Raw genomic sequence first — 20,755 nt, forward strand, 5'->3', positions numbered from 1 at the left:
TGGATTGTGGGCAGGGTGCCATGGTCACGCCAGCTATACTTTTTAACGATCCGTCAGAATTGCTAACCACCCATGCGCCTCGACTCTGCCCAGCTCAACGCCTTTGCCACCGTGATCGACGAGGGCAGCTTCGAGCGCGCCGCCGCTGTGCTGCACGTTACGCGTTCTGCGGTGTCGCAGCGCGTCAAGCTGCTCGAAGAACGCGTGGGCCAGGTGCTGGTGCGCCGTGCCACGCCCTGTACGCCCACCGAAGCCGGGCAGGCCTTGTACCGGCACGCCCGCGAAGTGGCCCTGAGCGAGGCCGACGCGCTGGCCACCCTCGGCGGCGGGCAGCACACGTCCACGCGCCTGGCCATCGGCGTCAATGCCGACTCGCTCGCCACCTGGTTTCCCCATGCCATGGCGCAGGCCGCGGAGGGCCAAAGCATCACCTTCGACATCCATGTCGAAGACCAGGACCATTCGGCCAACCTGCTGCGCGAAGGCCGCGTGATGGCCGCCGTGACGGCCGACCCACAACCCGTGCAGGGCTGCAAGGTGCTGCCGCTGGGCACGCTGCGGTACCGCGCGCTGGCCAGCCCCGCCTTCCTGCAGCGCCACTTTGCCCAGGGGGTGAACGCCGCCACCCTGGCACAGGCGCCCATGCTGGTGTTCAACCGCAAGGATGCGCTGCAGGCGCGTTTCGTGGGGCGCATCACGCGCCGCAAACTCGCGCCGCCCGTGCACTGGCTGCCCGAGGCGAACGCGTTTGTCATGGCCTCCCGGGCTGGCCTGGGCTGGGGCATGACCCCGGACCCGATGGTGCAGCACGACCTGAAGGCCGGGACGCTGGTCGAGCTGATTCCGGGCAAGCCCGTCGATGTTCCGTTGTACTGGCAATACTGGCGCCTGAACGTGCAGGCGCTGCACCACATGACCGAAGCGGTGCAGCAAGCGGCGGGGCTTACCCTGCTGCGCTGACCAGGTCTTCGTGGTGGTCCGCAGCGCCGCGCTTCCAGTAGGCGGAGATGCGCATGCGCTTGGCGTCCACGCCCGGCTTGGCCAGCACGGCACGGCGCACCGCGGCCATGTCGCTGTACTCGCCTGCGGCCCACACAAACCCCGCACCGGTTGGCAGCGAGAGATCTTCCACCGCCGCAGGCAGCGCGTCTACCCATTGCAGATCGAGCCGCGCCGCACTGGCCAGGACCCGCTGGTCGGCAGGATTGCTCACCTGGATGCGCACGGTGGCCTGGGTGTGCGCGGGCAGCTCGGCCAGGCGGCGGGCGATGGCGGGCAAGGCGGTTTCGTCGCCCAGCAGCCAATGCCAGTCAAAACCGGTGGGTACGACCATGCTGCCGCGCGGCCCGGCAATGCCCACCCACTGGCCCACGGCGGCGCTCGCGGCCCAGTCGGTGGCAGGGCCTGCGTCGTGCAGGGCCACTTCGATGTCCAGCTCGCCCGCAGCGGCGTCATGGCGCGCAGGGGTGTAGTCGCGCAGCACGGGGCGTGGGTCGGGGAAGACGGGGCGGCCGTCCTGCATCGACGGCAGCGACGGGCGCTCCTGGCCTGGCTGGGGCAGGATGAGCTTGAGGTGGTCGTCAAACCCCGCGCTCACAAAACCGGCCAGCTCGGGCCCGGCCAGGGTGAGCCGCACGAAACCGGGGCTGACGGCGGTGCGCCGCACCACCTGGAGGTGGCGGGCTTGCAAGGGGTGGCGAACGCGTTCGACGGCAAGGTGCGTAGCGTCGGCGCGGGGTGTGGCGGTAGGCAGGGGTGCGTTCATGACTTAAAATGTTGATTTAATCAACCAATGATCAGCGCATTGGTTGATTTTGTCAACTACAAATCCCCATGACCACCCACGCGCCCGCCGATGTCTTTGAAGCCATGCACGACCTGCTGCATGTCTACCGGGCCCACATGGTGCGCACCATGGCCGCCATCCACCCCGACCTGACGCACAACGAAGTGCGGGCGCTGATGTTCGTGGGCCGCCACCCTGGCACCACGCAGCGCGAACTGGTGGCGCACAGCGGCGCGGACAAGGCGCAGGTGGCCCGCATGGTGGGCATGCTGCAGGACAAGGGCTGGCTGGAGAGCGCACCGAATGCCGAGGACAAACGCAGCCGCTGCCTGCGCCTGAGCGCCCAGGGTGCGGCCCTGCACCAGGCGCTGCGCGACGCCCGCCGGGGGCTGGCGGCGTCGCTGCTCAAAGGGTGCGACAACGCCACGCAGGCCCAGCTGCTCGCCCTGCTGGCGCAGGTACGCAGCAACCTGGACACCATCGATACCGGCTGCCAGGGCGGCCGGGACTGCCGCCGCTAGCGACGGGAAGGAGGCGCAGGAGGCCAGCCCCCCCGCTCAAAGAGGAAAAATGGTGAAATTGGGATCTAGCGCTGGATAGTTCTATATTTATAGCTACCAATTTAGTAGCAATTTATCTTTTCCATCACTGCCCCTGGATCACGCGCACGGCCTGGGGCAACGACTGCACGCCGGGCATGAAATGGTCGATGGTGGCACCTAGCACCACGGCGCAGACCAGCGCGCCCAGCAAGGGCTTCCAGGTCAGGCGCACGGCGGCCGTGAGCCAGCCCTCGCGCTCCACGCCCACGGCGGCCCTCGCAGTGGCCACCGAGAAGGCGATCTCCACCGCCACGGTCAGCAAGACATCCCAACCAAAAAACAGCATCGCCAGCGAGCCCGCGCCAAAAATGATCGCCGCGCCGATGAGGAAGATCGCCACCACGGGCACGACCACCACGGCGCCTTCGTCGGCGCTGCCCAGGGCGTCGGCGGCGCCACTGGCCAGGTCGCCCAGCGCGCTGGAATCGCTGCTGGAGCCCCTGCTGGACAGGCCTTGCGTCCACCCGCCGCCAAAGTCGCCGGACGCCCCGCCACCGCCAAAATCACCGCCGCCCGTGCGCGGCAGCGGCACCTGGCCACTGCCACCGCCGGACGACCCGTTGCCAGGCCAGGACACGTCGGGCACCTCCGGACCACTGCCATCGCCACCCGTGTCGCGGTCCTGCCGCACCAGCCGCGCCGCCCAGGCCCGCAGCACCAGCAGATACCCCAGGTAGCCCACCGAGAGGGTGACGAAATACCGCAGCGCCAGCGACTCCACGCCCAGCAGCATCTGCACATGCGAGGTGCACCACATCAGCAGCAACGTGAAGCTGCCGATCAGCAGCCCATGCCAGCGCAGGCTGTAGCGCTGCTGCAGGGTGCGCGCCACCGTGCCGTGGTGGGGCATGCGCACGGAGCGCCAGGTGGAAGTTTTTTTCTTGCTATTGCTGTTGCGGTCGCTGCGGGAAGTGGCCATGGAGGAAACACCTGCGGTGGAAAGAGGGGGGCGGCCGGCGGTGTTGGGTGCCGGCGCCGCGCCATTTCACACCACTTTGGCCCGGCAGTGCAGCCCCGCGCCCCTCCTTGCGTGAACTTGTCGACGGATCGACTCAGCCGATGCCATCCACCGACACAGGCACACGCTGGGCCAACGCCGTCAGCAGCTCCCAGCTGACGGTGCCCGCAGCGCTGGCCACCTCGTCCACGCCCAGCACCGTGCAGTTGCTGGCCTGGCCCCACAGCGTGACTTCCGCGCCAAACCCTGCGGCCACGCCCGCCTGTTGCAGCGGCGTGAGGTCCACCGTCACCATGTCCATGCTCACCCGCCCCACCAGCCGCGTGCGCACGCCGTTGACCAGCACCGGGGTGCCGGTATCGCAGTGGCGCGGGTAGCCGTCGGCATAGCCACAGGCCGCCACGCCGATCAAGAGCGGCCCCTCGGCCGTGAAGCGCGAGCCATAGCCCACGGTGTCGCCCGCCTGCAGCTGCTGCGTGGCGATGAGGCGGGTGGCGAGCGTCATCGTGGGGCGCATGCCCCAGTGGCTGGCGTCATGCTCGGGGTAGTCGGGCGCGCTGCCATACAGCGCGATGCCGGCGCGCACCCAGTCGGCGCGCACGCGCGCGTCCGCCGCGTGGCGCAGGGTGGCTGCGCTGTTGCTCAACGTGCGCTCGCCGGGCAGGTCCTGGGCGGCGGTGTTGAACAGGGCCAGCTGGTGGGCCACGCCCCGGGGGCCATCGGCGTCGCTGAAGTGGGTCATGAACGATATCTCGTCCACCTGCGGCAGCGCGTTGAGCCGCGCCCAGGCTGCGCGAAAGCGCTGGGGCACAAAGCCCAGCCGGTTCATGCCCGAGTTCATCTTGAGGAACACGCGGTGCGGCACCTGTGTCTTGTGGGCGGCCAGCATGTCGATCTGCTCGTCGCAATGCACCGCGTGCCACAGGCCCAGGCGCGAGCACAGTTCCAGGTCGCGTGGCTCGAACACGCCTTCGAGCAGCAGGATGGGCCCACGCCAGCCCAGCTGCCGCACGCGCTCGGCCTCGGCCAGGTCCAGCAGCGCAAAGCCGTCGGCGCCGCGCAGGCCTTCGTACGCGCGTTCGATGCCGTGCCCGTAGGCATTGGCCTTGACCACGGCCCAGACCTTGGCATCGGGCGCCGCCTGTCGGACACGCTCCAGGTTGTGGTGCAGGGCTGCGGTGTGGATGGTGGCGGCGATGGGACGGGGCATGGAAAGGACCAGGTGGGGCAAGGGATTTACCGGGGAATACGCGCAGGATTCTGGCACCGTGGCCGTTTATCCGCGTGATATAACCGTCCGTCACTTGCCAGGGTCCCCACATTTAACAGGGCATCAGCCGAACTGATGCAGCCAACAGCCATTCGATGAAGCGCGGTTTTTACACCATCATGTCGGCGCAGTTTTTCAGCTCGCTGGCCGACAACGCACTTTTCGTGGCCGCCGTGGAGCTTCTGCGCACAGAAGGTGCCCCCGAGTGGCAACGCGCGGCCCTGGTGCCCATGTTTGCGCTGTTCTATGTGGTGCTGGCGCCCTTCGTCGGCGCCTTTGCCGACGCCCTGCCCAAGGGCAAGGTCATGTTCGTCAGCAACGCCATCAAGGTGGTGGGCTGCCTGATGATGCTGTTCGGTTCGCACCCGCTCATTGCCTACGCGGTGGTGGGGCTGGGTGCTGCGGCCTACTCGCCCGCCAAATACGGCATCCTCACCGAGCTGTTGCCAGCCTCTCAACTGGTCAAGGCCAATGGCTGGATCGAAGGGCTCACCATCGCGTCCATCATCCTCGGCGTGCTGTTTGGCGGCCAGCTGGTGGGCCAGCACCTGTCGCGCCTGCTGCTGGGCATCGACATCCCGATGATCGACACAGGTGTGGACACGCCCGCCGAATCGGCCATTGCCGCGCTGATCGCGGTGTACGCATTGGCCGCGTGGTTCAACACCCGCATCCCACACACCGGGGTGGAGATGCGCCCCATGCGCAGCGATACTTCGCGCGGCATTTTCTCGAACGCGCTGGGCCTGCTGCCCGACTTCTGGGCCTGCAACGGCCGCCTGTGGCGCGACAAGCTCGGCCAGATCTCGCTGGCCACCACCACATTGTTCTGGGGCGCGGGCGGCAATCTCAAGTTCATCGTGCTGGCGTGGGCGGCGGTGGCGCTGGGCTACAACACCACGCAGGCCTCGGCGCTCACCGGCGTCGTGGCCATCGGCACCGCCGTGGGGGCGGTGGTGGCCTCGATGCGCATGCGCCTGGACATGGCGACCAAGGTGATTCCGCTGGGCATTGCCATGGGGCTGCTGCTGATCCTGATGGTGTTCATCAACAACATCTGGCTGGCGATTCCCTTCCTCATCCTGCTGGGTGGCCTGGGCGGCTACCTGGTGGTGCCCATGAATGCGCTGCTGCAGCACCGCGGCCACAACCTCATGGGCGCGGGCCGCTCGATTGCCGTGCAGAACTTCAACGAACAGGCCTGCATCCTGGGCCTGGGCGCGTTCTACAGCCTGTCGCTCAAGCTGGGCCTGTCGGTGTTTGGAGCGATCATCACCTTCGGCCTCGTGGTGGCCGGGATCATGTGGATCATCCGCCGCTGGCACCAGCGCAACTGCATCAACTACCGCGACGAAGTGAACCACCTGCTGCACATTGCGCGGCACGATACGCACCACTGACTCCCAATTGCGAAGCCCCCCTGTGCGGCTGCGCCGCTTCCCCCGGAGGGGGACGCACCCGGTGGCCTGGAATCACGGAAGGCTCCCCCTGAGGCGCTGCGCGCCTTCCCCCTCTCTCGCTGCGCGGGAGGTGGACGCACCCCGTGGCCTGGCAGAGCCAGTTCCACGGGTGCACTGGTAGGGGAGCGTGCCAGTTTTAACGGCTGTGCTGCATGGAACTATTTGCTACATAATTGATAGCTATTAACGCTTATTCATCAAGCGCCAGAGCCTGTTTTTATTCTCAATGCATTCACCCCTGCCCTTTGCTGCCCTGCTGTTCAACGCCTTCGTCTGGGGCCTGGCGTGGTGGCCGTTCCAGCGCATGCACCAGGCGGGGCTGCATCCGCTGTGGGCCACGGCGTCGATGTACGCCGTGGTGCTGGTGGCGCTGCTGGCCTGGCGGCCGGGCATCTTGCGGCAGGTGCGCGACCACCCGCAGCTGTGGCTGCTGGCGCTGGCCTCGGGCCTGAACAACGTGGCCTTCAACTGGGCCGTGACCATTGGCGACGTGGTGCGCGTGATCCTGCTGTTCTACCTGATGCCCGCCTGGGCCGTGCTGCTGGCCTGGCGCATCCTGGGCGAGCGGCCCACGCCCTCGGCACTGCTGCGCCTGGCCCTGGCCTTCGCGGGCGTGGTGCTGGTGCTGTTGCCCGAGGGCGCGCCCGCGGCGCGCCTGCTGCAGAACCTGAGCCTGGCCGACGGTCTGGCCCTGTTGGGCGGCTTCATGTTCGCGCTCACCAATGTCACGCTGCGCCGCCTGCACGCCGTGCCGGGGCCTGCGCGCATGGTCACCATGTTCGGCGGCTGCATGCTCATGGCGCTGGCCGTGGCTGGCATCGGGCTGCAGGTGGGCGTGGTCGAGCCCTTCCCCGCCCCCAACAGCACCTGGGTCGTCACCGGCCTCCTGCTGGCGGGGGTGCTGATGCTGGGCAACTGGGCGCTGCAATTCGGCGCCGCACGCCTGGCGGCGGGCACCACGGCGCTGGTGATGCTGTCGGAGGTGATGTTTGCGAGCGTGTCGTCGGCCCTGCTGGGCGCAGCCACACTGAGCACGCGCACCGTGCTGGGTGGGGCGCTGATCCTGCTGGCGTCCTTGCTCGCGGCGCTGCAGTTTCGCCGCCCCGGCGCCACCGCCCACTGAGCGGGGCACGCACGCCGAGAGCCAACGGCTACCATGGGGCGTCATTCCAACCCCGGAGGTTCCGCATGCCCACCAGCATCTACGACTTTGAAGCCCAGCAGATGAACGGGAAGACCGTGCCGCTTGCGCAGTACCAGGGCAAGGTGCTGCTCATCGTCAACACAGCCAGCGCCTGTGGCTTCACGCCCCAGTTCGGCGGACTGGAAGAACTGCACAAGGACTATGCCGACAAGGGCCTTGTGGTTCTGGGGTTCCCCTGCAACCAGTTTGGCAGCCAGGACCCCGGCAGCAACGACGAGATCGCCAGCTTCTGCCAGATCAACTACGGCGTGAGCTTTCCGATGATGGCCAAGATCGACGTGAACGGCGCCGACGCGTCGCCCCTGTACCAGTGGCTTGCCGCCGAAGCCCCCGGGCTGCTGGGCAGCAAGGCGATCAAATGGAATTTCACCAAGTTCCTGGTCGGCAAGGATGGCCGCGTCATCCGCCGCTACGCGCCGCAGGATGCGCCGAAGAAGCTGGCAGGCGACATCGAGGCAGCGCTCGCGGCCTGACGTTCAGAACGTGTTCAGCCTGCGGCCGCTGCCGCAGGGGGGAGCCATCGGCACAGCACGCGCTCCCGGCCCGTGGCCGGATGGGTATCAACAGCGCCCTCCACCAGGCCATGCTGCGCATAAAAGCGCCGCGCACTGTGGTTGGCGGTGGCCACATGCAGGGTCCAGCCGCCTGGGCACAGGTGATGCACCTGTTGCAGCAGCGCAGCCCCCACGCCCTGGCCTTGGCAGTCGGGGTCCACAAACAGCTGGTGCAGATGGGCGTGGGCCATGTCCAGCACCAGAAACGCCGTGACCTCTTGCCCGATCGCACGTACCAGCGTCACACACGGCAGACCAAACTCCGCACGGACCCGCGCCTCCCAGTGGTCTGGTGGAGCCACCGACGCCACGGATGGGTTGGCGGAACACCAGGCCCTGCGCCATACGCGGGCAAGGCTGGCAAGGTCGGCGTCGGTCGCGGGCCGCACCAAGGGCAGGACGGTGGAATCATGGGAGTTGGACGACATGGATGCATTGTCTCCGGGCCCCCCCCGAAAGCCCTTCTTCCTCAGTCCCGGCTGGGCAAGTTGCTGCCCTCAACGCACCGGCGGTAGCGGGTCTGCGCGCAAACCCGCTACCGCCCCTTGGGCCATCGGCACCCTGCCTCGGCCCGGCAACCCGAACAGCGGCCGCAGCCATCCCACGCGCCGCACCACAGCGGTCAGCCCCCAGCACAGAACCACCGTCCCGGCCGCCAGGGCCAGCGGCTCCACCACCGGCCCCAGTTGCAAAGGCGCCAGCCAGACCACCAGCACGATGATGGCCGTCTGGTGCAGCATGTACCACGGGTAGACCGACTCGCTGGCCCAGCGCAGCCAGGGCCAGGGCCGGTTGAGGCGGTGGTGGGCCCAGCCCAGGATGGCGATCAGCGCGGCCCACAGGTACACGTCTGCCAGCATGCGCAGGGGCAAGCGCGCGGCCCGAACCCCGTGCTGCTGTGCCAAGCCGAGCAGCCCCAGGTACAGCGCCAACACCCCCAGCGCCAGGGCGAGGGTGCGCCAGCGCAGGCGCACGAGTTCCGTCCACAAGCCGGTATCCAGCCCGATCCAGTAGCCGTAGACAAACACCGTGAAGTACACGGCATGCAGCCATCCGTCATGGATCAGGTCGTGGGTGGGTGGGAAATGCTGCCACAGCAGTACCGAGTACAGCGCCAGCGGCAGCACGGGCATCAGCACCAGTGCCCAGCCCCGCAGGTGGAGGAAGGCACTGCGCACACGCAGGCCGACGGCAGACTCGGCCAGGGGCAGCAGCGCGGCCAGCACCACGGTGTAAACCCACAGGTAGGCCAGGTACCAGAGGTGGTTCCAGGTGACGCCCGCCTCCCAGCCATCGAACGCCCCCGCCGGCCAGGTGCTGCCAGCGTAGTAGCGCAGCAAAAAGGCGCCAAAGCCTGGCGCAATGAGGCCGTTGGCCACCCCCTGAGCATAGGGCTGGTAGGGCACGACGACCGCCATGCCGAAAGCCAGCGGGATCAGCAGGCGCAGGCTGCGCAGCCGCGCCAGCCCAGGCACCGTCTGCCCCCGGCGCACCAGCCCGAAGGCCAGGCCGGAGACCAGGAACACCAGGTCCATGCGCCAGAGGTTGAGCGCTCGCATGGGGGTCTGCAGCCATTCGGCCGCGTGCGGGCTCTTGAGGTGCCAATGCCAGTCGGCCACGTAATACATCGCCACGTGGTAGAGGATGACCAAGCCAAAGGCCAGCGCCCGCAGCGTATCAATGTCATGGCGGCGGACGGGGGCGGGGGCGCAGGAAGGGGTAGACATAGCACAAGTCAGGCAGGGTGGATCACAGGGCGGGATGCTGGACCCCCACCCCATCGTGCGGTGTTCCCAGGGGACGGGCCGGGGCGCCGCAGGGACGAGCGGCGGGTGGCAGGGACGAAAAGGAATCGCTCCGGGGGAAACTCCCGCCCGTCGGCGCACGGCCCTGCCTACACTTGCCATCCATGACCGCCCCCGCGCCCGCCTGGATCGAACGCTACCCCCACGACCGCGCCCTGCGGCGGCGTGCCGAGGTCGGTTTCTGGGCCGTGGTGCTGCTGGTGCAGGCAGCCTTCAACACGGTGGTGACCTGGATCGACCTGCGCGGCTCCGGCAGATCCGTGGCGGCGTGGGAGCCACTGCTGTGGGAGCTGTCGAGCGTGGCAGTGGTCGCAGCACTGATCCCGGCCGTGGTGGCCTTCGAGCGGCGCTTTGTGCTGCGCAGGGGCACGCTCCGGCGCCATCTGCCCTGGCATGTACTGGCCAGCGTGGTGTACTGCACCGTGCACCTGGCGGGCATGTGGGCCTTGCGCCATGCGGGCTACGCGGCCCTGGGCGAGCACTACCAGCCGCCCAGCTGGTGGACGCAGTGGGGTTATGAATATTTGAAGGATGTGCGCAGCTACGCGCTTACCGTGGGTGCGCTGGTCAGCTACCGCTTCTTGTTGCTGCGCCTGCAGGGCGAGGCCCGCGTGCTGGATGCCCCCGAACCGCCCGCAGAGCCAGAACCGCCGCTCCACGCGCCGGGTGCGCCCGGGGCAGCCACAGCCACGCAAGCCCCGGCATCAACGCCCGAGGCCCCGGCCGCCCCTCCCCCCCAACGCCCCGAGCGTTTCCTGGTGCGCAAGCTGCGCCGCGAATTCCTGATCGCTGCGGGCGACATCGCCTGGCTGCAGGCCGAGGCCAACTACGTGGGCCTGCATGTAAACGGCCACGACTACCTGCTGCGCTCCACGCTCACCGACTTTCTAACGCAGCTCGACCCCACACGCTTCGTGCGCGTGCACCGCAGCTACGCCGTCAATCTGGACGCCATCGCCGAGATTGAGCCGCTGGACAGCGGCGATGCGCGTCTGGTGATGAAGGATGGGAGCAGCGTGCCTTGTAGCCGGCGGTACCGGGACGGGCTGGTGACGACGGCACGATAGCGCCTGACGCATGCGAGCCGGTGCGCGCGCCTGCGCGGACCCCTCAGGCATTCAACCCGGGTGTCTGCGCAGCCGGCCACTCTGGCGGACACGAGCCCATCTCCGCCTCCACCTTGCGCAGCATGTCGGCCAGCGTCTTGCCGGGCTCCTGGCGGAACTGTTCGTCGAGCACCACCAGGTCCACGATGCGGTCGATGCGAAAGCCCCGGAAATCGCCCCGCAGCTCGCACCAGGCTGAAAGCGTCCAGACCTTGCCCCAATAAAAGCAGCCCAGCGGGCGCAGGCGGCGCAGGCTGGGACGGCCTTGGACGTCGGCGTAGTCGATCTGCACCACATGCCGGCTGTGCACCGCCTCGCGCAGGGCCTGCAGGGTGGCCTGGACGCGCGGGTCCAGCCCCACGGACGGCGCATACAGCGCCTGCGCCTCGGCCGCCACGCGCGCGGCCGGGGGCAGCACCGAAAGGATCTTGCCCAAGGCGCCTTCCACCTCGCGCGCCAGCCCGGCATCGAGCCAGGCCTGGGCCAGCCGTGCAGCGGCCACCAGCGCATTGGCTTCGCCCTGGCTGAACATGAGTGGCGGCAGCTCGAAGCCCGCGCCCAGGCGGTAGCCCACACCGGCTTCGCCCTCAATGGGCACGCCCTGGTGCTGGAGGTCCGCCACATCGCGGTAGATGGTGCGGGCCGAGACTTCAAGCCGCTCGGCCAGGAAGGCGGCGGTGGACAGGCGCCGCCCCCGGATGAGCTGGACGATCTGGAACAGGCGGTCAGCGCGGCGCATGGGATCTCGATTTTTCAGTGATTTCGGGCAATAGCGCTTGAAAAACAAGCGCTGATCGCTACTAATTTGGAAGCATGACGCCAATATGGATGGCCACCCGGTCCGGGCCTTCATAAGCTTCGAAGTCGGTGCCAAAGCGGCGTTGCACCTGCGTATTCTCGGCAAAGTAATGCCAGATGCGAACCCAGGTGTCGATCACCATCTGCGGCATGTCGCCCTGGCCGGTGAAAACCAGGTAGTCGCCTTCCTGGATATCGATGCGGGCGGCGCCGGGCACGGCCTGAGCCAGATCCGGGTCAGCCACGGCCACACCGGCGGTCACATCGAAAGCGCCATGTTCGTTGGACTCGTAGCCGCTGTACACACCGAAGATCCGCCCGTCGTCGCCCCGGCTGGGCAATTTGCGCTCCCAGCTCTGGCTGAAAAATCGGTCCCACAGGCCTCCGAGGCGTGCGATCGCGGGGTTCATCTCTTCGCTGTTGCGCGTGCGCACGGCAATGCCGGCCACGCTGAATGCGGGAATCTGGATGGTTGCGGGGGTGTTTGTCATGGCGGGTCCTCTCTGGTCAGTGAATGGGATCAATCGGCAGATCGATCATGGTGTGCAGCTGCGAGGGACGAATGGTGCGGGTCTGCTACTGACACCTTGATGTCAGTAGCGTGCAGACTCTTCAAGCCGCAGGCGGAAGGCTGCTGACACGGGGCGTCAGCAGCTTCCGCGCGGTCCGGGAGGCCAGGCTGTCAGCCCTGTGGCTCCACGATGGCGGCCGTGGCCCGGCGCACCAGCGGAAGCACCAGCAGCAGCGTGGGGAACGCCACCAGCCAGGACAACGCCCAGGAGCTCATCCAGAGACGGGGCACGTCCATCGACAAGCCCACCACACGCAGGGTGCTGATCAGGGACACGATGAAGGTCATGAGCAGCGACAACAGCAGCGGCGTGACCCAGGCCGCAGAACGCGCAGGGAGCTTGCGCAGGCCGAAAAAGGTCCTGGAGGACGAGGACCCAGAGGTGCGAGGAGACGAAGGTTGGTTCATTGAAGTTCCAGAAAGCAAACCGGTCAAGCAAGGCGCCGCCCCCAGCCCGCGCGCACGACCTGCCGTGCCACTTGCGAACCGGGGACCACCACCCCGGCAGGGCCGGTGTTGGTTGGCGCGTTGATTGACGTAAACGCTTACGGCAACCCATGAACCGGGTCACAACTGGCATTCTAAGCCGCCCGTGCGCTACGCCTTGGGGCGCTGTGCTGCGCCCTGCAGATGGCCTGCAATGTGCGCAGCCACTGCGCCCGCGTGCGTCACGGCCAGGTCGTGGCCACCGCCCGCCAGCACATGCATCTGGCTGTGGCGCAGCAGCCCGGACAAACGCTGCCCCACGGCAGTGGGGCTGATGGCGTCCGCATCCCCCCACAAAAGCAAGCTGGGTGCCTGCACCGAGGGCAGGCGGGCGGACAGGTCCAGGCGCACATCGGCCAACCACTGCGGAAACGCGGGATTGGATTGCAGGAAGCCTGGGCGCCAATCCTCGGGGTGCAGATCGTCGATGGGGACACCGCCCGAAGTCGCCACCAGCACCAGGTGCGTCAGCCACTCGGGCCGCTCCAGTGCGGCCAGCAGAGCCACCACGCCTCCCATCGATTGCGCAATGAGCGCGCAGGGCCGGTCCATGTGCACCGTGGTGGCCGCCACGAGGTCCTGCATATCCCGGGCCCCCGTGGCGGGCAGGTCGGCCGGGGACGCGGCACCAAACCACGGCCAGCCGAGCAACACATGCGCTGCAGGCTGTGGCAGTGCGTCCGCCACAGGCCGCCAGAAGGCGGGGTTGCCCCCCACGCCCGGGAGGAAGATGAGTTTTTCAGGCGCACGCATCATGGTCTTTCCAACGCGCGTGCACACGGCACGACTGTCAACACGCACGTGGGGTGGTCACACCCTGCAGGCCAGCCGCAGCCGGGTCAGTTATGCGCCTTCGGGCGCAGGTGTTGCTGCGGCGGCAGCGCTGGCGGCTGCGGCGGCCGCGGATGCCAGCCGGCGCGCGCGCTCCAGCTGCTGCCCCACCGTGCGGGGCACCATGCCATACATGTCGGCAAAGGCGTCCAGCGTCTGGCCGCTGGCTTCAAAGGCGCGCAGCAGGGCCTCATCCCTGGCGTTGCGCGCCGACCATTCGGCAAAGGCTTCTTCGAGGATGGCGTTGGCGGCGTCATCGCGGCTCAGCACCAGCTCGGTATACGCCTCGCGCGTGAGGCCCGAGGCCTCGAACGCGGCCATCATGCGGTTGCGCAGCTTGGGCAGCAGGTCTTCAGTGGCGCGCGCCTTCTTGCGGCGATAGACCTCCAGCAGCGCATGGTGCACATGCTCGGGGGCCATGTCTTCCACGGGTTGGCCTTGCAGGTCGTGGCGCTTGTCGCCTGCCGCCACGCTTTGCAAATAGCGTGTGGAGCGGGTGTGGATGCCCAGGGCCACCTTGAGCGCCTCGCGCTCGAACAGCTCGGGGTGCGCGGCCAGCAGGTCCTGGAAGATGCCCCGCTTGAGCGGGCGAAACACCGCGCCGAACAGAGGGGGGTACAGCGCGGCCAGTTGCTCCAGCGCAGGGTGAACACGCTGGGGCGCGCGTGGGCCCGCGCCAGGTGCGGCCCCCGCGGGCACTGCGGCGTCTGCCGCGCCCGGGGATGCCTCGCGGCCCTCGGGCTTGCGGCGGTTGCGGCCACCACGGCGCGAGCCGCCTGTGCGTGGCTGGTTCGCCCCGGCTTCGGTTGACGCGATGGGCGCAGTGGCTGCCACGGCAGCGGCGGCCTCGGCCGCAACAGGCGCTGCCAGCGGTGCGGCAGGGGCTGTGTGGGGTTGTTCTTGTGCGGACACGGAGTCGGTCATGGCGTTGCAGTTCGGGGCAAAAATGGGGGCGACAAAACCCTCGATCATGCCAGCGTTGCGGCTACAGGCACCAAACTGCCTTTGTTGCGGCCCCATTTGCCAGCCAGCAGCCCATCACCGCATGAAAGCTCAGCCCGCGCGCATCGCCTCGTCCAGCACCTCCACCCAGTGCCGCACCGGCGTGCCTGTGCCACTTTGCAGGTGGGTGATGCAGCCGATGTTGGCCGACAGGATCATGTCGGGCGGCTGATCGCCAAAAGCCTCGCCGAGCACACCGAGCTTGCGGTCGCGCAGCTGGTACGACAGGTCGGGGTTGAGCACCGAATACGTGCCTGCCGAGCCGCAGCACAGGTGGGCATCGTTGCGCGCCGTGCGCAGCTTGAAACCCAGCTGATTGAGGTGCGCCTCTACACCGCCGCGCAGCTTCTGGCCGTGCTGCAGCGTGCAGGGAGGGTGGTAGGCAAACAGCGTGTCGGGCCGCTGCACGCGCCCGGCAAGCTTGTCGGCCAGCTCGGGCAGCAGGGCGGGCAGCAGCTCCGAGAGGTCGCTCGTGAGGGCGCTGATGCGCTCGGCCTTGGCCGCGTACAACGGGTCGTCCTTCAGGATGTGGCCGTATTCCTTGACGGTGACACCGCAGCCTGAAGCGTTCATGACGATGGCCTCCGCCACGCCCCGCCCCTGCTCCACCAGCGGCCACCAGGCGTCGATGTTGACGCGCATCTCGGCCTTGCCGCCCTCCTGGTCGTTGAGGTGGAACTTGACGGCGCCACAACACCCGGCCTTGGGCGCGATCACGGTCTGGATGCCCACGGCGTCGAGCACACGCGCGGTGGCGGTGTTGATGTTGGGCATCATGGCCGGTTGCACGCAGCCGGCCAGCAAAAGCACCTTGCGCGCGTGTTCGCGCGTGGGCCAGGCCCCGGCATTTTGGGGCGCAGGCACCTTGGCCTTGAGGGATGCAGGCAGCAGGCCGCGCACCAGTTGCCCGGCCTTCATGGCGGGGGCAAACAGGGGCGATGGCAGGCCCTCCTTCAGCGCCCAGCGCAGGGCTTTTTCGCCCACGGAGCGGGGCACTTTTTCATCGACGATCTTGCGGCCGATGTCGACCAGGTGGCCGTATTGCACGCCGCTGGGGCAGGTACTTTCGCAGTTGCGGCAGGTCAGGCACCGGTCCAGGTGCATCTGGGTCTTGCGCGTGGGGGTCTCGCCTTCGAGCACCTGCTTGATGAGGTAGATGCGGCCGCGCGGTCCGTCCAGTTCGTCGCCCAGCAGCTGGTAGGTGGGGCAGGTGGCGGTGCAAAAGCCACAGTGCACACATTTGCGCAGGATGGATTCGGCCTCCAGGCCATCGGCCCGGGCGCGGTATTCAGGGGAAAGCTGGGTTTGCATGGTGCATGCCTGGGCGAAGAAACAGAAAATTTCAGGACGGATTCAGCGCGTGGCCGGTGGGTCAGCAGGTGGGCCCAGGGGTGGGTCGAGCGGAACATTGAGCGCGAGCGACTTTCGCAACGGGTGGCGCAGCCGGGCACGGTCGGCCCACAGCGGGGGCAGCGACAGCGCCAGCAGCACCAGCGCCAGGGGCACCACAAACACAAAACCCACATGCTTGAAGCCCGCCGCGCCCGCAATGCCGCCCACCAGGAACATGCCCACCAGCCCAGCAAACAGCCGCAGCCGGGCCTGGTTGGCGCGCACCTGGGATTCGGGCGCCGTGCCGGTGCGGTTCCAGTACAGCATCTTGCCCATCTCGATGCCCAGGTCGGTTACCACCCCCGTCATGTGGGTGGTGCGGATCTGCGACGAGGACATCTTGGTCACCGTCGCGTTCTGCAGGCCCATGATGAAGGACAGCAGCAGCACCGTCATCGGCACGGCAAACGGCGTGGGCCAGCTGAGCGTGATGGCGCCCACCAGACCGAACAGCAGCATGAGCACGGACTCCAGCACCAGCGGCAGCGCGAAGGTGCTGCGCAGCCTGCGCTGGCGCGCCCAGTTGATCATGATGGCGGTGGTGCCCGCGCCCGACATGAAGGCCCACAGCGCGCCGATGGCACCCAGCACGATTTTCATCTGGCCCAGCACCAGGTTGTCCGCCAGCGACGACAAAAAGCCGGTCATGTGCGAGGTGTACAGGTGCACCACCAGAAAACCTCCGGCGTTGACCGCCCCGGCATTGAAGGCGAGCAACAGGCCCAGCACCCGGTTGCTGGCGACCGTGCGGTGGTGTCCTGTGAGGTGGCGAAGGCGTCGCATGGCGGAGGACGCAGTGATGGCGCGCCTACCAGGCCCGCGCCATGCGGCCGGGGTTGAAGATGCCGGCCGGGTCAAAGCTGTGCTTGAGCCGGGCGTGAATGTGCTCCAGCGCCTTGGATTGAAGGTCAAATGTGCCCCTGGCGCTTGATCCACCTGCGCCAGCAGCTACAAAAACAGAAGCATTTCCACCCACAGCCCGGGCAGCTTCGCGCAGGGCGTCGCCTGCAGCTTCGGGGGCTTGCACCCAGCGCAGCGCGCCATGCCACTCCACCAGCGGCTGCGCGCCGCCTGGCAAGCTCAGCACCGGGGCCGTGGCGGGCACCGACAGGCGCCACAGGGCATGGCCGGGCCGCGCAGCGCGGGCCGCGAACCAGGGCAGGGTCTGCTCGCGGCAGGCAGTCCAGTCGGCAGCGACCGTGGCGTTGTCCATGCGCGTGCCCCCCATGGTCTTGCACGCGGCCTCCACCGCCGCCACCGCGCCACGCAGGCGCACATAGAGGGTGCCCACGCCCCCATCTTGCACCCAACAGCTGGCGTTGAGCGGCAGCGGCTGGCCGCCCCAGGCGTGCAGCTTGCGCAGGGCATCGGCCTGGTTGATGCCATCAAACCGCAGCGTGGCCTCGCCGGGCGCTACGGGCAGCACCTTGAGGCTGACCTCGGTCAGCAGGCCCAGCGTGCCCCAGGCGCCCGCCATGAGGCGCGAGACGTCATACCCCGCCACGTTCTTCATGACCTGGCCCCCAAAGGTCAGCAGCTCGGCTTTGCCATTGAGCAAGGTCACGCCCAGCAGGTAGTCGCGCACCGCGCCGACACTGGCACGTGCCGGGCCCGACAGGCCAGCAGCCACCATGCCGCCCACGGTGGCAGCGTCTGAAGGGGTTTTTGCGAGGTGCGGGGGCTCAAAGGGCAGGCACTGGCCTTGTTCGGCCAGTGCGGCCTCCAGCTCGGCCAGCGGGGTGCCCGCCCGCACGGTGACGACCAGCTCGCTGGGCTCGTAGCTCACGATGCCGCGCAGCACACGGGTGTCGAGCACTTCGCCGTGCAGCGCCAGGCCATGGAAGTCCTTGGTGCCCCCGCCGCGGATGCGCAAAGGGGTCTGGTCGGCGGCGGCGGTGCGCACACGTTCTGCGATCTGGGCAAGGGCGAAGTCCATGCCTTGCATCGTAGCGGCAGCCATGTCCGGCGCCACACAAGGAGCGCGTGAATTTTTTGAACAGCGCCTGTGCAAATGACTGGGGGGCTGCCGGGAGACGGGTCTGGGGATAGGTGTTCTGGCATACATGCCAAAACAGGCAGCGAGCCCCCCATCGGTACGAAAAAAACCCGCCGTTGCCGGCGGGCTCAACAACCAAAGGAGTGACTCGCTTGTTCTTGTTGCGACGCTGCGGTGCCACCAGACACCGCAGCGCGTGGGGCGCAGGCGGATCAGCGGTTGTACGCTGTTTCGCCGTGCGAAGTGATGTCCAGGCCTTCGCGCTCGTCTTCTTCCGTGACACGCAGGCCGATCGTCAGGTCAACGATCTTGTACGCCACGAAGGAGACCACACCCGACCACACGATGGTCAGCAACACGGCCTTGGTCTGCGTCCAGACTTGCGCGGCGATGGAATAGTCGGCAGAGGTCACCATGGTGGCGGTCACCCAGTCGGCCACGTAGCCAGGGCCACCCAGGCCAGGGGCGTTGAACACGCCGGTCAGCAGGGCACCCACGATACCGCCAATGCCATGCACGCCGAACACGTCGAGCGAGTCATCCGCACCCAGCAGCTTCTTGAGGCCGTTCACACCCCACAGGCAGGCAAAGCCGCCCACGAGGCCGATCACCAGCGCACCGCCGATGCCAACGTTGCCGGCAGCAGGCGTGATGGCCACGAGGCCGGCCACGGCACCCGACGCTGCACCCAGCATCGAAGCCTTGCCGCGCATCAGCGCTTCACCGATAGACCATGCCAGCACGGCCGCAGCCGTGGCCACCAGCGTGTTGATGAAGGCCAGGGCGGCGAAGCCGTTGGCTTCCAGCGCAGAGCCGGCGTTGAAACCGAACCAGCCCACCCACAGCAGCGAGGCACCGACCATGGTCAGCGTCAGACTGTGAGGCGCCATGGCTTCCTTGCCGTAGCCGATGCGCTTGCCCACCATGAACGCGCCCACCAGGCCCGCCACAGCGGCGTTGATGTGCACCACGGTACCGCCAGCGAAGTCCAGAGCACCCCACTGCCAGATCTGGCCGGCCTTGCCGGTCATGGCGTCGGCCACTTCCTTGGAGGCGTAGGCGTCAGGACCCATCCAGAACCACACCATGTGGGCGATCGGCAGGTAGCTGAAAGTGAACCACAGCACCATGAACATCATGACGGCGCTGAACTTGATGCGCTCTGCGAACGCACCGACGATCAGGGCACAGGTGATGCCGGCGAAGGTTGCCTGGAAGGCGGCGAACACCACTTCAGGAATCACGACACCCTTGCTGAACGTGGCTGCATTGGCGAAGGTGCCGGCAGCGTTGTCCCAGATGCCTTTCATGAACAGCCTGTCAAAGCCACCGATGAAGGCGCCGCCTTCGGTGAAGGCCAGGCTGTAGCCGTAGATGAACCACAGCACCACGATCAGCGAGAACGTGACCATGACCTGCATCAGCACGGACAACATGTTCTTGCTGCGCACCAGGCCGCCGTAGAACAGCGCCAGGCCGGGCAGGACCATCAGGATCACGAGGATGGTGGAGGTCATCATCCAGGCGGTGTCACCCTTGTTGGGCACGGGCGCAGGCGCCTCGGCAGCGGCCGGAGCGGCAGCCGCTGCCGCAACGGGCGCCGGGGCAGCTGCCGCAGCAGGGGCTTCAGCGGCCGGAGCGGCTGCAGCAGCGGGCGCGGCGGCAGCCGGCTCGGAGGCGGCGGGCGCCTGTGCCAGGGACAGGTTGCCCATGGTCAGCAGACCCAACCCCAGAATGAAAGAAGCAAGCAGTTTTTTCATGGCGTTTCTCTTCTTGGATGTAGTACGGCCGCGCCCTTACAGCGCTTCCTTGCCGGTTTCGCCAGTGCGGATGCGCACCACCTGCTCCAGGTGGGTCACGAAGATCTTGCCGTCGCCGATCTTGCCGGTGCGGGCAGCGCTTTCGATGGACTCGATCACGCGGTCCACGAGGTCATCCGCCACGGCGGCCTCGATCTTGACCTTGGGCAGGAAGTCGACCACGTATTCCGCGCCGCGATACAGCTCGGTGTGGCCTTTTTGGCGACCGAAGCCCTTGACTTCAGTGACCGTGATGCCTTGCACGCCGATGTCCGACAGTGCTTCACGCACCTCGTCCAGCTTGAAGGGCTTGATGATGGCTGTCACCATTTTCATTTTGGTTCCTCCGACAATGGACGCACCGTGCGCCCATTGAGACTTGCTTACAGGGTTTTGGTGAGCGTGACGATCACGCGCGACTTGTTGACATGGCCGAAGAAGGCCTTCTTGTTGGCGCCCACCACGGCAGCGCCCAGCGACAGGCCGCTGCCGAAGTCATAGGCACCGCCCACGCTGTAGTCCATGTAGTTCGGCACGCCCAGGTCCTTGATGTCACTGGCAAAACGTGTGAAGCCCACCGAGGCCTTCACAGTGACGCTGGGAGCCACTTCTTGAGCGAAGGCGAAGTTCAGGTAGCCGGTGTTGCGGCCCTTGAGGCCCGAGCCGGACTTGGCGCCAGCCCAGCCGAAGTAGTCGTTAGAGATGGTGTGCGAATACTTGGCAGTGAAGGGGCCCATGGTGGCCGCACCGTACAGCTCGGTGGTGTTGCCATTGGCGTTGCCAGGGTAGATGTAGGTCAGCGCGCCCAGGTCGAGGTCTGCGCCACCGGCCTTGAACTTGTAGCCACCGTACAGGTCGGATTCGATGGAGTTGTTGGCCAGCCAGTCCACGCTGGAGTTCCAGTTGCCCACGTACCAGCCGGAGTCACCGAAGGCGTAGTCAAAACCACCCTGGATGGCGGGCTTGACGGCTTTGGACTTGGAAACGTCCTGGTCCTGGCCACGGAACTTGTAGTTGGTGGTCAGGCTGACGTTGCCAGTGAGCTGGGCATTGGCCAGCAGGGGAAGGGTTGCAACTAGGGCAACGCCCAGGGTCTTGATGATGGCGCGGGTCATGTTTCCTCCGGTTGGACAAA

22 protein-coding genes are annotated in these 20,755 nt (G+C 67.3%); 6 read left to right on the forward strand and 16 right to left on the reverse strand.

Annotated features, from left to right (window positions below):
* Window positions 1-72: 72 nt before the first annotated feature.
* Window positions 73-960, forward strand: a complete 888-nt coding sequence (locus tag IB243_RS09130; protein ID WP_192426461.1) for a LysR family transcriptional regulator ArgP — start codon at window positions 73-75, stop codon at window positions 958-960.
* Here the strand turns inward: IB243_RS09130 and IB243_RS09135 are convergent.
* On the reverse strand, window positions 944-1,765 hold the full coding sequence (locus IB243_RS09135; RefSeq protein WP_192426463.1) for a siderophore-interacting protein: 822 nt from the start codon (window positions 1,763-1,765) through the stop codon (window positions 944-946). The two genes, IB243_RS09130 and IB243_RS09135, sit on opposite strands and share 17 nt — an antisense overlap.
* 68 nt (window positions 1,766-1,833) lie before the next feature.
* Between IB243_RS09135 and IB243_RS09140 the strand changes: the two genes are divergently transcribed.
* The gene (locus tag IB243_RS09140) at window positions 1,834-2,307 is read left to right on the forward strand and encodes a MarR family winged helix-turn-helix transcriptional regulator (RefSeq protein WP_192426465.1); all 474 of its coding nucleotides are present in this window, start codon (window positions 1,834-1,836) and stop codon (window positions 2,305-2,307) included.
* 124 nt (window positions 2,308-2,431) lie between these two features.
* On the opposite strand, the gene IB243_RS09145 is transcribed toward IB243_RS09140, so the two are convergent.
* Both IB243_RS09145 and alr read right to left on the reverse strand, forming a co-directional pair.
* On the reverse strand, window positions 2,432-3,307 hold the full coding sequence (locus tag IB243_RS09145) for a hypothetical protein (protein ID WP_192426466.1): 876 nt from the start codon (window positions 3,305-3,307) through the stop codon (window positions 2,432-2,434).
* 133 nt (window positions 3,308-3,440) lie between these two features.
* Entirely contained in the window at window positions 3,441-4,556 is a 1,116-nt protein-coding gene (gene alr / locus IB243_RS09150; protein ID WP_192426468.1) for an alanine racemase, read from the reverse strand.
* 155 nt (window positions 4,557-4,711) lie between these two features.
* On the opposite strand from alr, the gene lplT reads away from it, so the two are divergent.
* From lplT to IB243_RS09165, 3 genes are all read left to right on the forward strand, one after another.
* Window positions 4,712-6,016, forward strand: a complete 1,305-nt coding sequence (gene lplT, locus IB243_RS09155; RefSeq protein WP_192426471.1) for a lysophospholipid transporter LplT — start codon at window positions 4,712-4,714, stop codon at window positions 6,014-6,016.
* A gap of 286 nt (window positions 6,017-6,302) precedes the next feature.
* Window positions 6,303-7,199 carry a DMT family transporter gene (locus tag IB243_RS09160; protein ID WP_010466959.1) on the forward strand — a complete coding sequence of 299 codons (897 nt, stop codon included), beginning with the start codon at window positions 6,303-6,305 and terminating at the stop codon, window positions 7,197-7,199.
* Between the two features lie 65 nt (window positions 7,200-7,264).
* Window positions 7,265-7,753, forward strand: coding sequence for a glutathione peroxidase (locus IB243_RS09165; RefSeq protein WP_192426473.1), 489 nt, complete (start codon window positions 7,265-7,267; stop codon window positions 7,751-7,753).
* 14 nt (window positions 7,754-7,767) lie between these two features.
* Here the strand turns inward: IB243_RS09165 and IB243_RS09170 are convergent, their stop codons facing one another.
* Both IB243_RS09170 and IB243_RS09175 read right to left on the reverse strand, forming a co-directional pair.
* Window positions 7,768-8,262: a GNAT family N-acetyltransferase gene (locus IB243_RS09170; protein WP_192426475.1), complete on the reverse strand. Its 495-nt coding sequence runs from the start codon at window positions 8,260-8,262 to the stop codon at window positions 7,768-7,770.
* Window positions 8,263-8,331: 69 nt separating this feature from the next.
* Window positions 8,332-9,561 carry an acyltransferase gene (locus IB243_RS09175; protein WP_192426477.1) on the reverse strand — a complete coding sequence of 410 codons (1,230 nt, stop codon included), beginning with the start codon at window positions 9,559-9,561 and terminating at the stop codon, window positions 8,332-8,334.
* A gap of 182 nt (window positions 9,562-9,743) precedes the next feature.
* Between IB243_RS09175 and IB243_RS09180 the strand changes: the two genes are divergently transcribed.
* Window positions 9,744-10,706 (forward strand): LytTR family DNA-binding domain-containing protein, encoded by a 963-nt coding sequence (locus IB243_RS09180; protein WP_192426478.1) that lies wholly within the window; start codon window positions 9,744-9,746, stop codon window positions 10,704-10,706.
* A 43-nt stretch (window positions 10,707-10,749) separates the two neighbouring features.
* Here IB243_RS09180 and IB243_RS09185 read toward each other — a convergent pair whose 3' ends face one another.
* The 11 genes from IB243_RS09185 to IB243_RS09235 all read right to left on the reverse strand — a co-directional run bounded on the left by IB243_RS09185 (window position 10,750) and on the right by IB243_RS09235 (window position 20,735).
* Window positions 10,750-11,484: a YafY family protein gene (locus IB243_RS09185; protein WP_010466953.1), complete on the reverse strand. Its 735-nt coding sequence runs from the start codon at window positions 11,482-11,484 to the stop codon at window positions 10,750-10,752.
* 61 nt (window positions 11,485-11,545) lie between these two features.
* Window positions 11,546-12,034, reverse strand: coding sequence for a GyrI-like domain-containing protein (locus IB243_RS09190; protein WP_010466952.1), 489 nt, complete (start codon window positions 12,032-12,034; stop codon window positions 11,546-11,548).
* Between the two features lie 191 nt (window positions 12,035-12,225).
* A complete protein-coding gene (locus IB243_RS09195; protein ID WP_192426480.1) occupies window positions 12,226-12,522 on the reverse strand; it encodes a DUF2798 domain-containing protein in 297 nt (98 codons plus the stop codon).
* 189 nt (window positions 12,523-12,711) lie between these two features.
* Window positions 12,712-13,356 carry an alpha/beta fold hydrolase gene (locus IB243_RS09200; RefSeq protein ID WP_225584861.1) on the reverse strand — a complete coding sequence of 215 codons (645 nt, stop codon included), beginning with the start codon at window positions 13,354-13,356 and terminating at the stop codon, window positions 12,712-12,714.
* An 87-nt stretch (window positions 13,357-13,443) separates the two neighbouring features.
* On the reverse strand, window positions 13,444-14,403 hold the full coding sequence (locus IB243_RS09205; protein WP_192426482.1) for a ProQ/FINO family protein: 960 nt from the start codon (window positions 14,401-14,403) through the stop codon (window positions 13,444-13,446).
* 81 nt (window positions 14,404-14,484) lie between these two features.
* Window positions 14,485-15,744, reverse strand: a complete 1,260-nt coding sequence (gene glcF, locus IB243_RS09210; protein WP_192426484.1) for a glycolate oxidase subunit GlcF — start codon at window positions 15,742-15,744, stop codon at window positions 14,485-14,487.
* 42 nt (window positions 15,745-15,786) lie between these two features.
* Window positions 15,787-16,608: a YoaK family protein gene (locus IB243_RS09215; RefSeq protein WP_035198711.1), complete on the reverse strand. Its 822-nt coding sequence runs from the start codon at window positions 16,606-16,608 to the stop codon at window positions 15,787-15,789.
* Window positions 16,609-16,633: 25 nt separating this feature from the next.
* Window positions 16,634-17,770: a glycolate oxidase subunit GlcE gene (glcE, locus tag IB243_RS09220; protein ID WP_192427372.1), complete on the reverse strand. Its 1,137-nt coding sequence runs from the start codon at window positions 17,768-17,770 to the stop codon at window positions 16,634-16,636.
* 263 nt (window positions 17,771-18,033) lie between these two features.
* On the reverse strand, window positions 18,034-19,581 hold the full coding sequence (gene amt, locus IB243_RS09225) for an ammonium transporter (RefSeq protein ID WP_192426486.1): 1,548 nt from the start codon (window positions 19,579-19,581) through the stop codon (window positions 18,034-18,036).
* A 36-nt stretch (window positions 19,582-19,617) separates the two neighbouring features.
* Window positions 19,618-19,956, reverse strand: a complete 339-nt coding sequence (gene glnK / locus IB243_RS09230) for a P-II family nitrogen regulator (RefSeq protein ID WP_010466918.1) — start codon at window positions 19,954-19,956, stop codon at window positions 19,618-19,620.
* A 47-nt stretch (window positions 19,957-20,003) separates the two neighbouring features.
* On the reverse strand, window positions 20,004-20,735 hold the full coding sequence (locus tag IB243_RS09235) for a TorF family putative porin (RefSeq protein WP_010466916.1): 732 nt from the start codon (window positions 20,733-20,735) through the stop codon (window positions 20,004-20,006).
* Window positions 20,736-20,755: the final 20 nt, after the last annotated feature.

The organism is Acidovorax sp. ACV01, from assembly GCF_014851495.1.
Classification (GTDB): domain Bacteria; phylum Pseudomonadota; class Gammaproteobacteria; order Burkholderiales; family Burkholderiaceae_C; genus Acidovorax; species Acidovorax radicis.

What these genes read in the sequence shown, in the direction of transcription:
- IB243_RS09130 (WP_192426461.1), top strand. Translation starts at nt 73, where the DNA reads ATGCGCCTCGACTCTGCCCAGCTCAACGCCTTTGCCACCGTGATCGAC.
- IB243_RS09135 (WP_192426463.1), bottom strand. Translation starts at nt 1,765, where the DNA reads ATGAACGCACCCCTGCCTACCGCCACACCCCGCGCCGACGCTACGCAC.
- IB243_RS09140 (WP_192426465.1), top strand. Translation starts at nt 1,834, where the DNA reads ATGACCACCCACGCGCCCGCCGATGTCTTTGAAGCCATGCACGACCTG.
- IB243_RS09145 (WP_192426466.1), bottom strand. Translation starts at nt 3,307, where the DNA reads ATGGCCACTTCCCGCAGCGACCGCAACAGCAATAGCAAGAAAAAAACT.
- alr (WP_192426468.1), bottom strand. Translation starts at nt 4,556, where the DNA reads ATGCCCCGTCCCATCGCCGCCACCATCCACACCGCAGCCCTGCACCAC.
- lplT (WP_192426471.1), top strand. Translation starts at nt 4,712, where the DNA reads ATGAAGCGCGGTTTTTACACCATCATGTCGGCGCAGTTTTTCAGCTCG.
- IB243_RS09160 (WP_010466959.1), top strand. Translation starts at nt 6,303, where the DNA reads ATGCATTCACCCCTGCCCTTTGCTGCCCTGCTGTTCAACGCCTTCGTC.
- IB243_RS09165 (WP_192426473.1), top strand. Translation starts at nt 7,265, where the DNA reads ATGCCCACCAGCATCTACGACTTTGAAGCCCAGCAGATGAACGGGAAG.
- IB243_RS09170 (WP_192426475.1), bottom strand. Translation starts at nt 8,262, where the DNA reads ATGTCGTCCAACTCCCATGATTCCACCGTCCTGCCCTTGGTGCGGCCC.
- IB243_RS09175 (WP_192426477.1), bottom strand. Translation starts at nt 9,561, where the DNA reads ATGTCTACCCCTTCCTGCGCCCCCGCCCCCGTCCGCCGCCATGACATT.
- IB243_RS09180 (WP_192426478.1), top strand. Translation starts at nt 9,744, where the DNA reads ATGACCGCCCCCGCGCCCGCCTGGATCGAACGCTACCCCCACGACCGC.
- IB243_RS09185 (WP_010466953.1), bottom strand. Translation starts at nt 11,484, where the DNA reads ATGCGCCGCGCTGACCGCCTGTTCCAGATCGTCCAGCTCATCCGGGGG.
- IB243_RS09190 (WP_010466952.1), bottom strand. Translation starts at nt 12,034, where the DNA reads ATGACAAACACCCCCGCAACCATCCAGATTCCCGCATTCAGCGTGGCC.
- IB243_RS09195 (WP_192426480.1), bottom strand. Translation starts at nt 12,522, where the DNA reads ATGAACCAACCTTCGTCTCCTCGCACCTCTGGGTCCTCGTCCTCCAGG.
- IB243_RS09200 (WP_225584861.1), bottom strand. Translation starts at nt 13,356, where the DNA reads ATGATGCGTGCGCCTGAAAAACTCATCTTCCTCCCGGGCGTGGGGGGC.
- IB243_RS09205 (WP_192426482.1), bottom strand. Translation starts at nt 14,403, where the DNA reads ATGATCGAGGGTTTTGTCGCCCCCATTTTTGCCCCGAACTGCAACGCC.
- glcF (WP_192426484.1), bottom strand. Translation starts at nt 15,744, where the DNA reads ATGCAAACCCAGCTTTCCCCTGAATACCGCGCCCGGGCCGATGGCCTG.
- IB243_RS09215 (WP_035198711.1), bottom strand. Translation starts at nt 16,608, where the DNA reads ATGCGACGCCTTCGCCACCTCACAGGACACCACCGCACGGTCGCCAGC.
- glcE (WP_192427372.1), bottom strand. Translation starts at nt 17,770, where the DNA reads ATGCAAGGCATGGACTTCGCCCTTGCCCAGATCGCAGAACGTGTGCGC.
- amt (WP_192426486.1), bottom strand. Translation starts at nt 19,581, where the DNA reads ATGAAAAAACTGCTTGCTTCTTTCATTCTGGGGTTGGGTCTGCTGACC.
- glnK (WP_010466918.1), bottom strand. Translation starts at nt 19,956, where the DNA reads ATGAAAATGGTGACAGCCATCATCAAGCCCTTCAAGCTGGACGAGGTG.
- IB243_RS09235 (WP_010466916.1), bottom strand. Translation starts at nt 20,735, where the DNA reads ATGACCCGCGCCATCATCAAGACCCTGGGCGTTGCCCTAGTTGCAACC.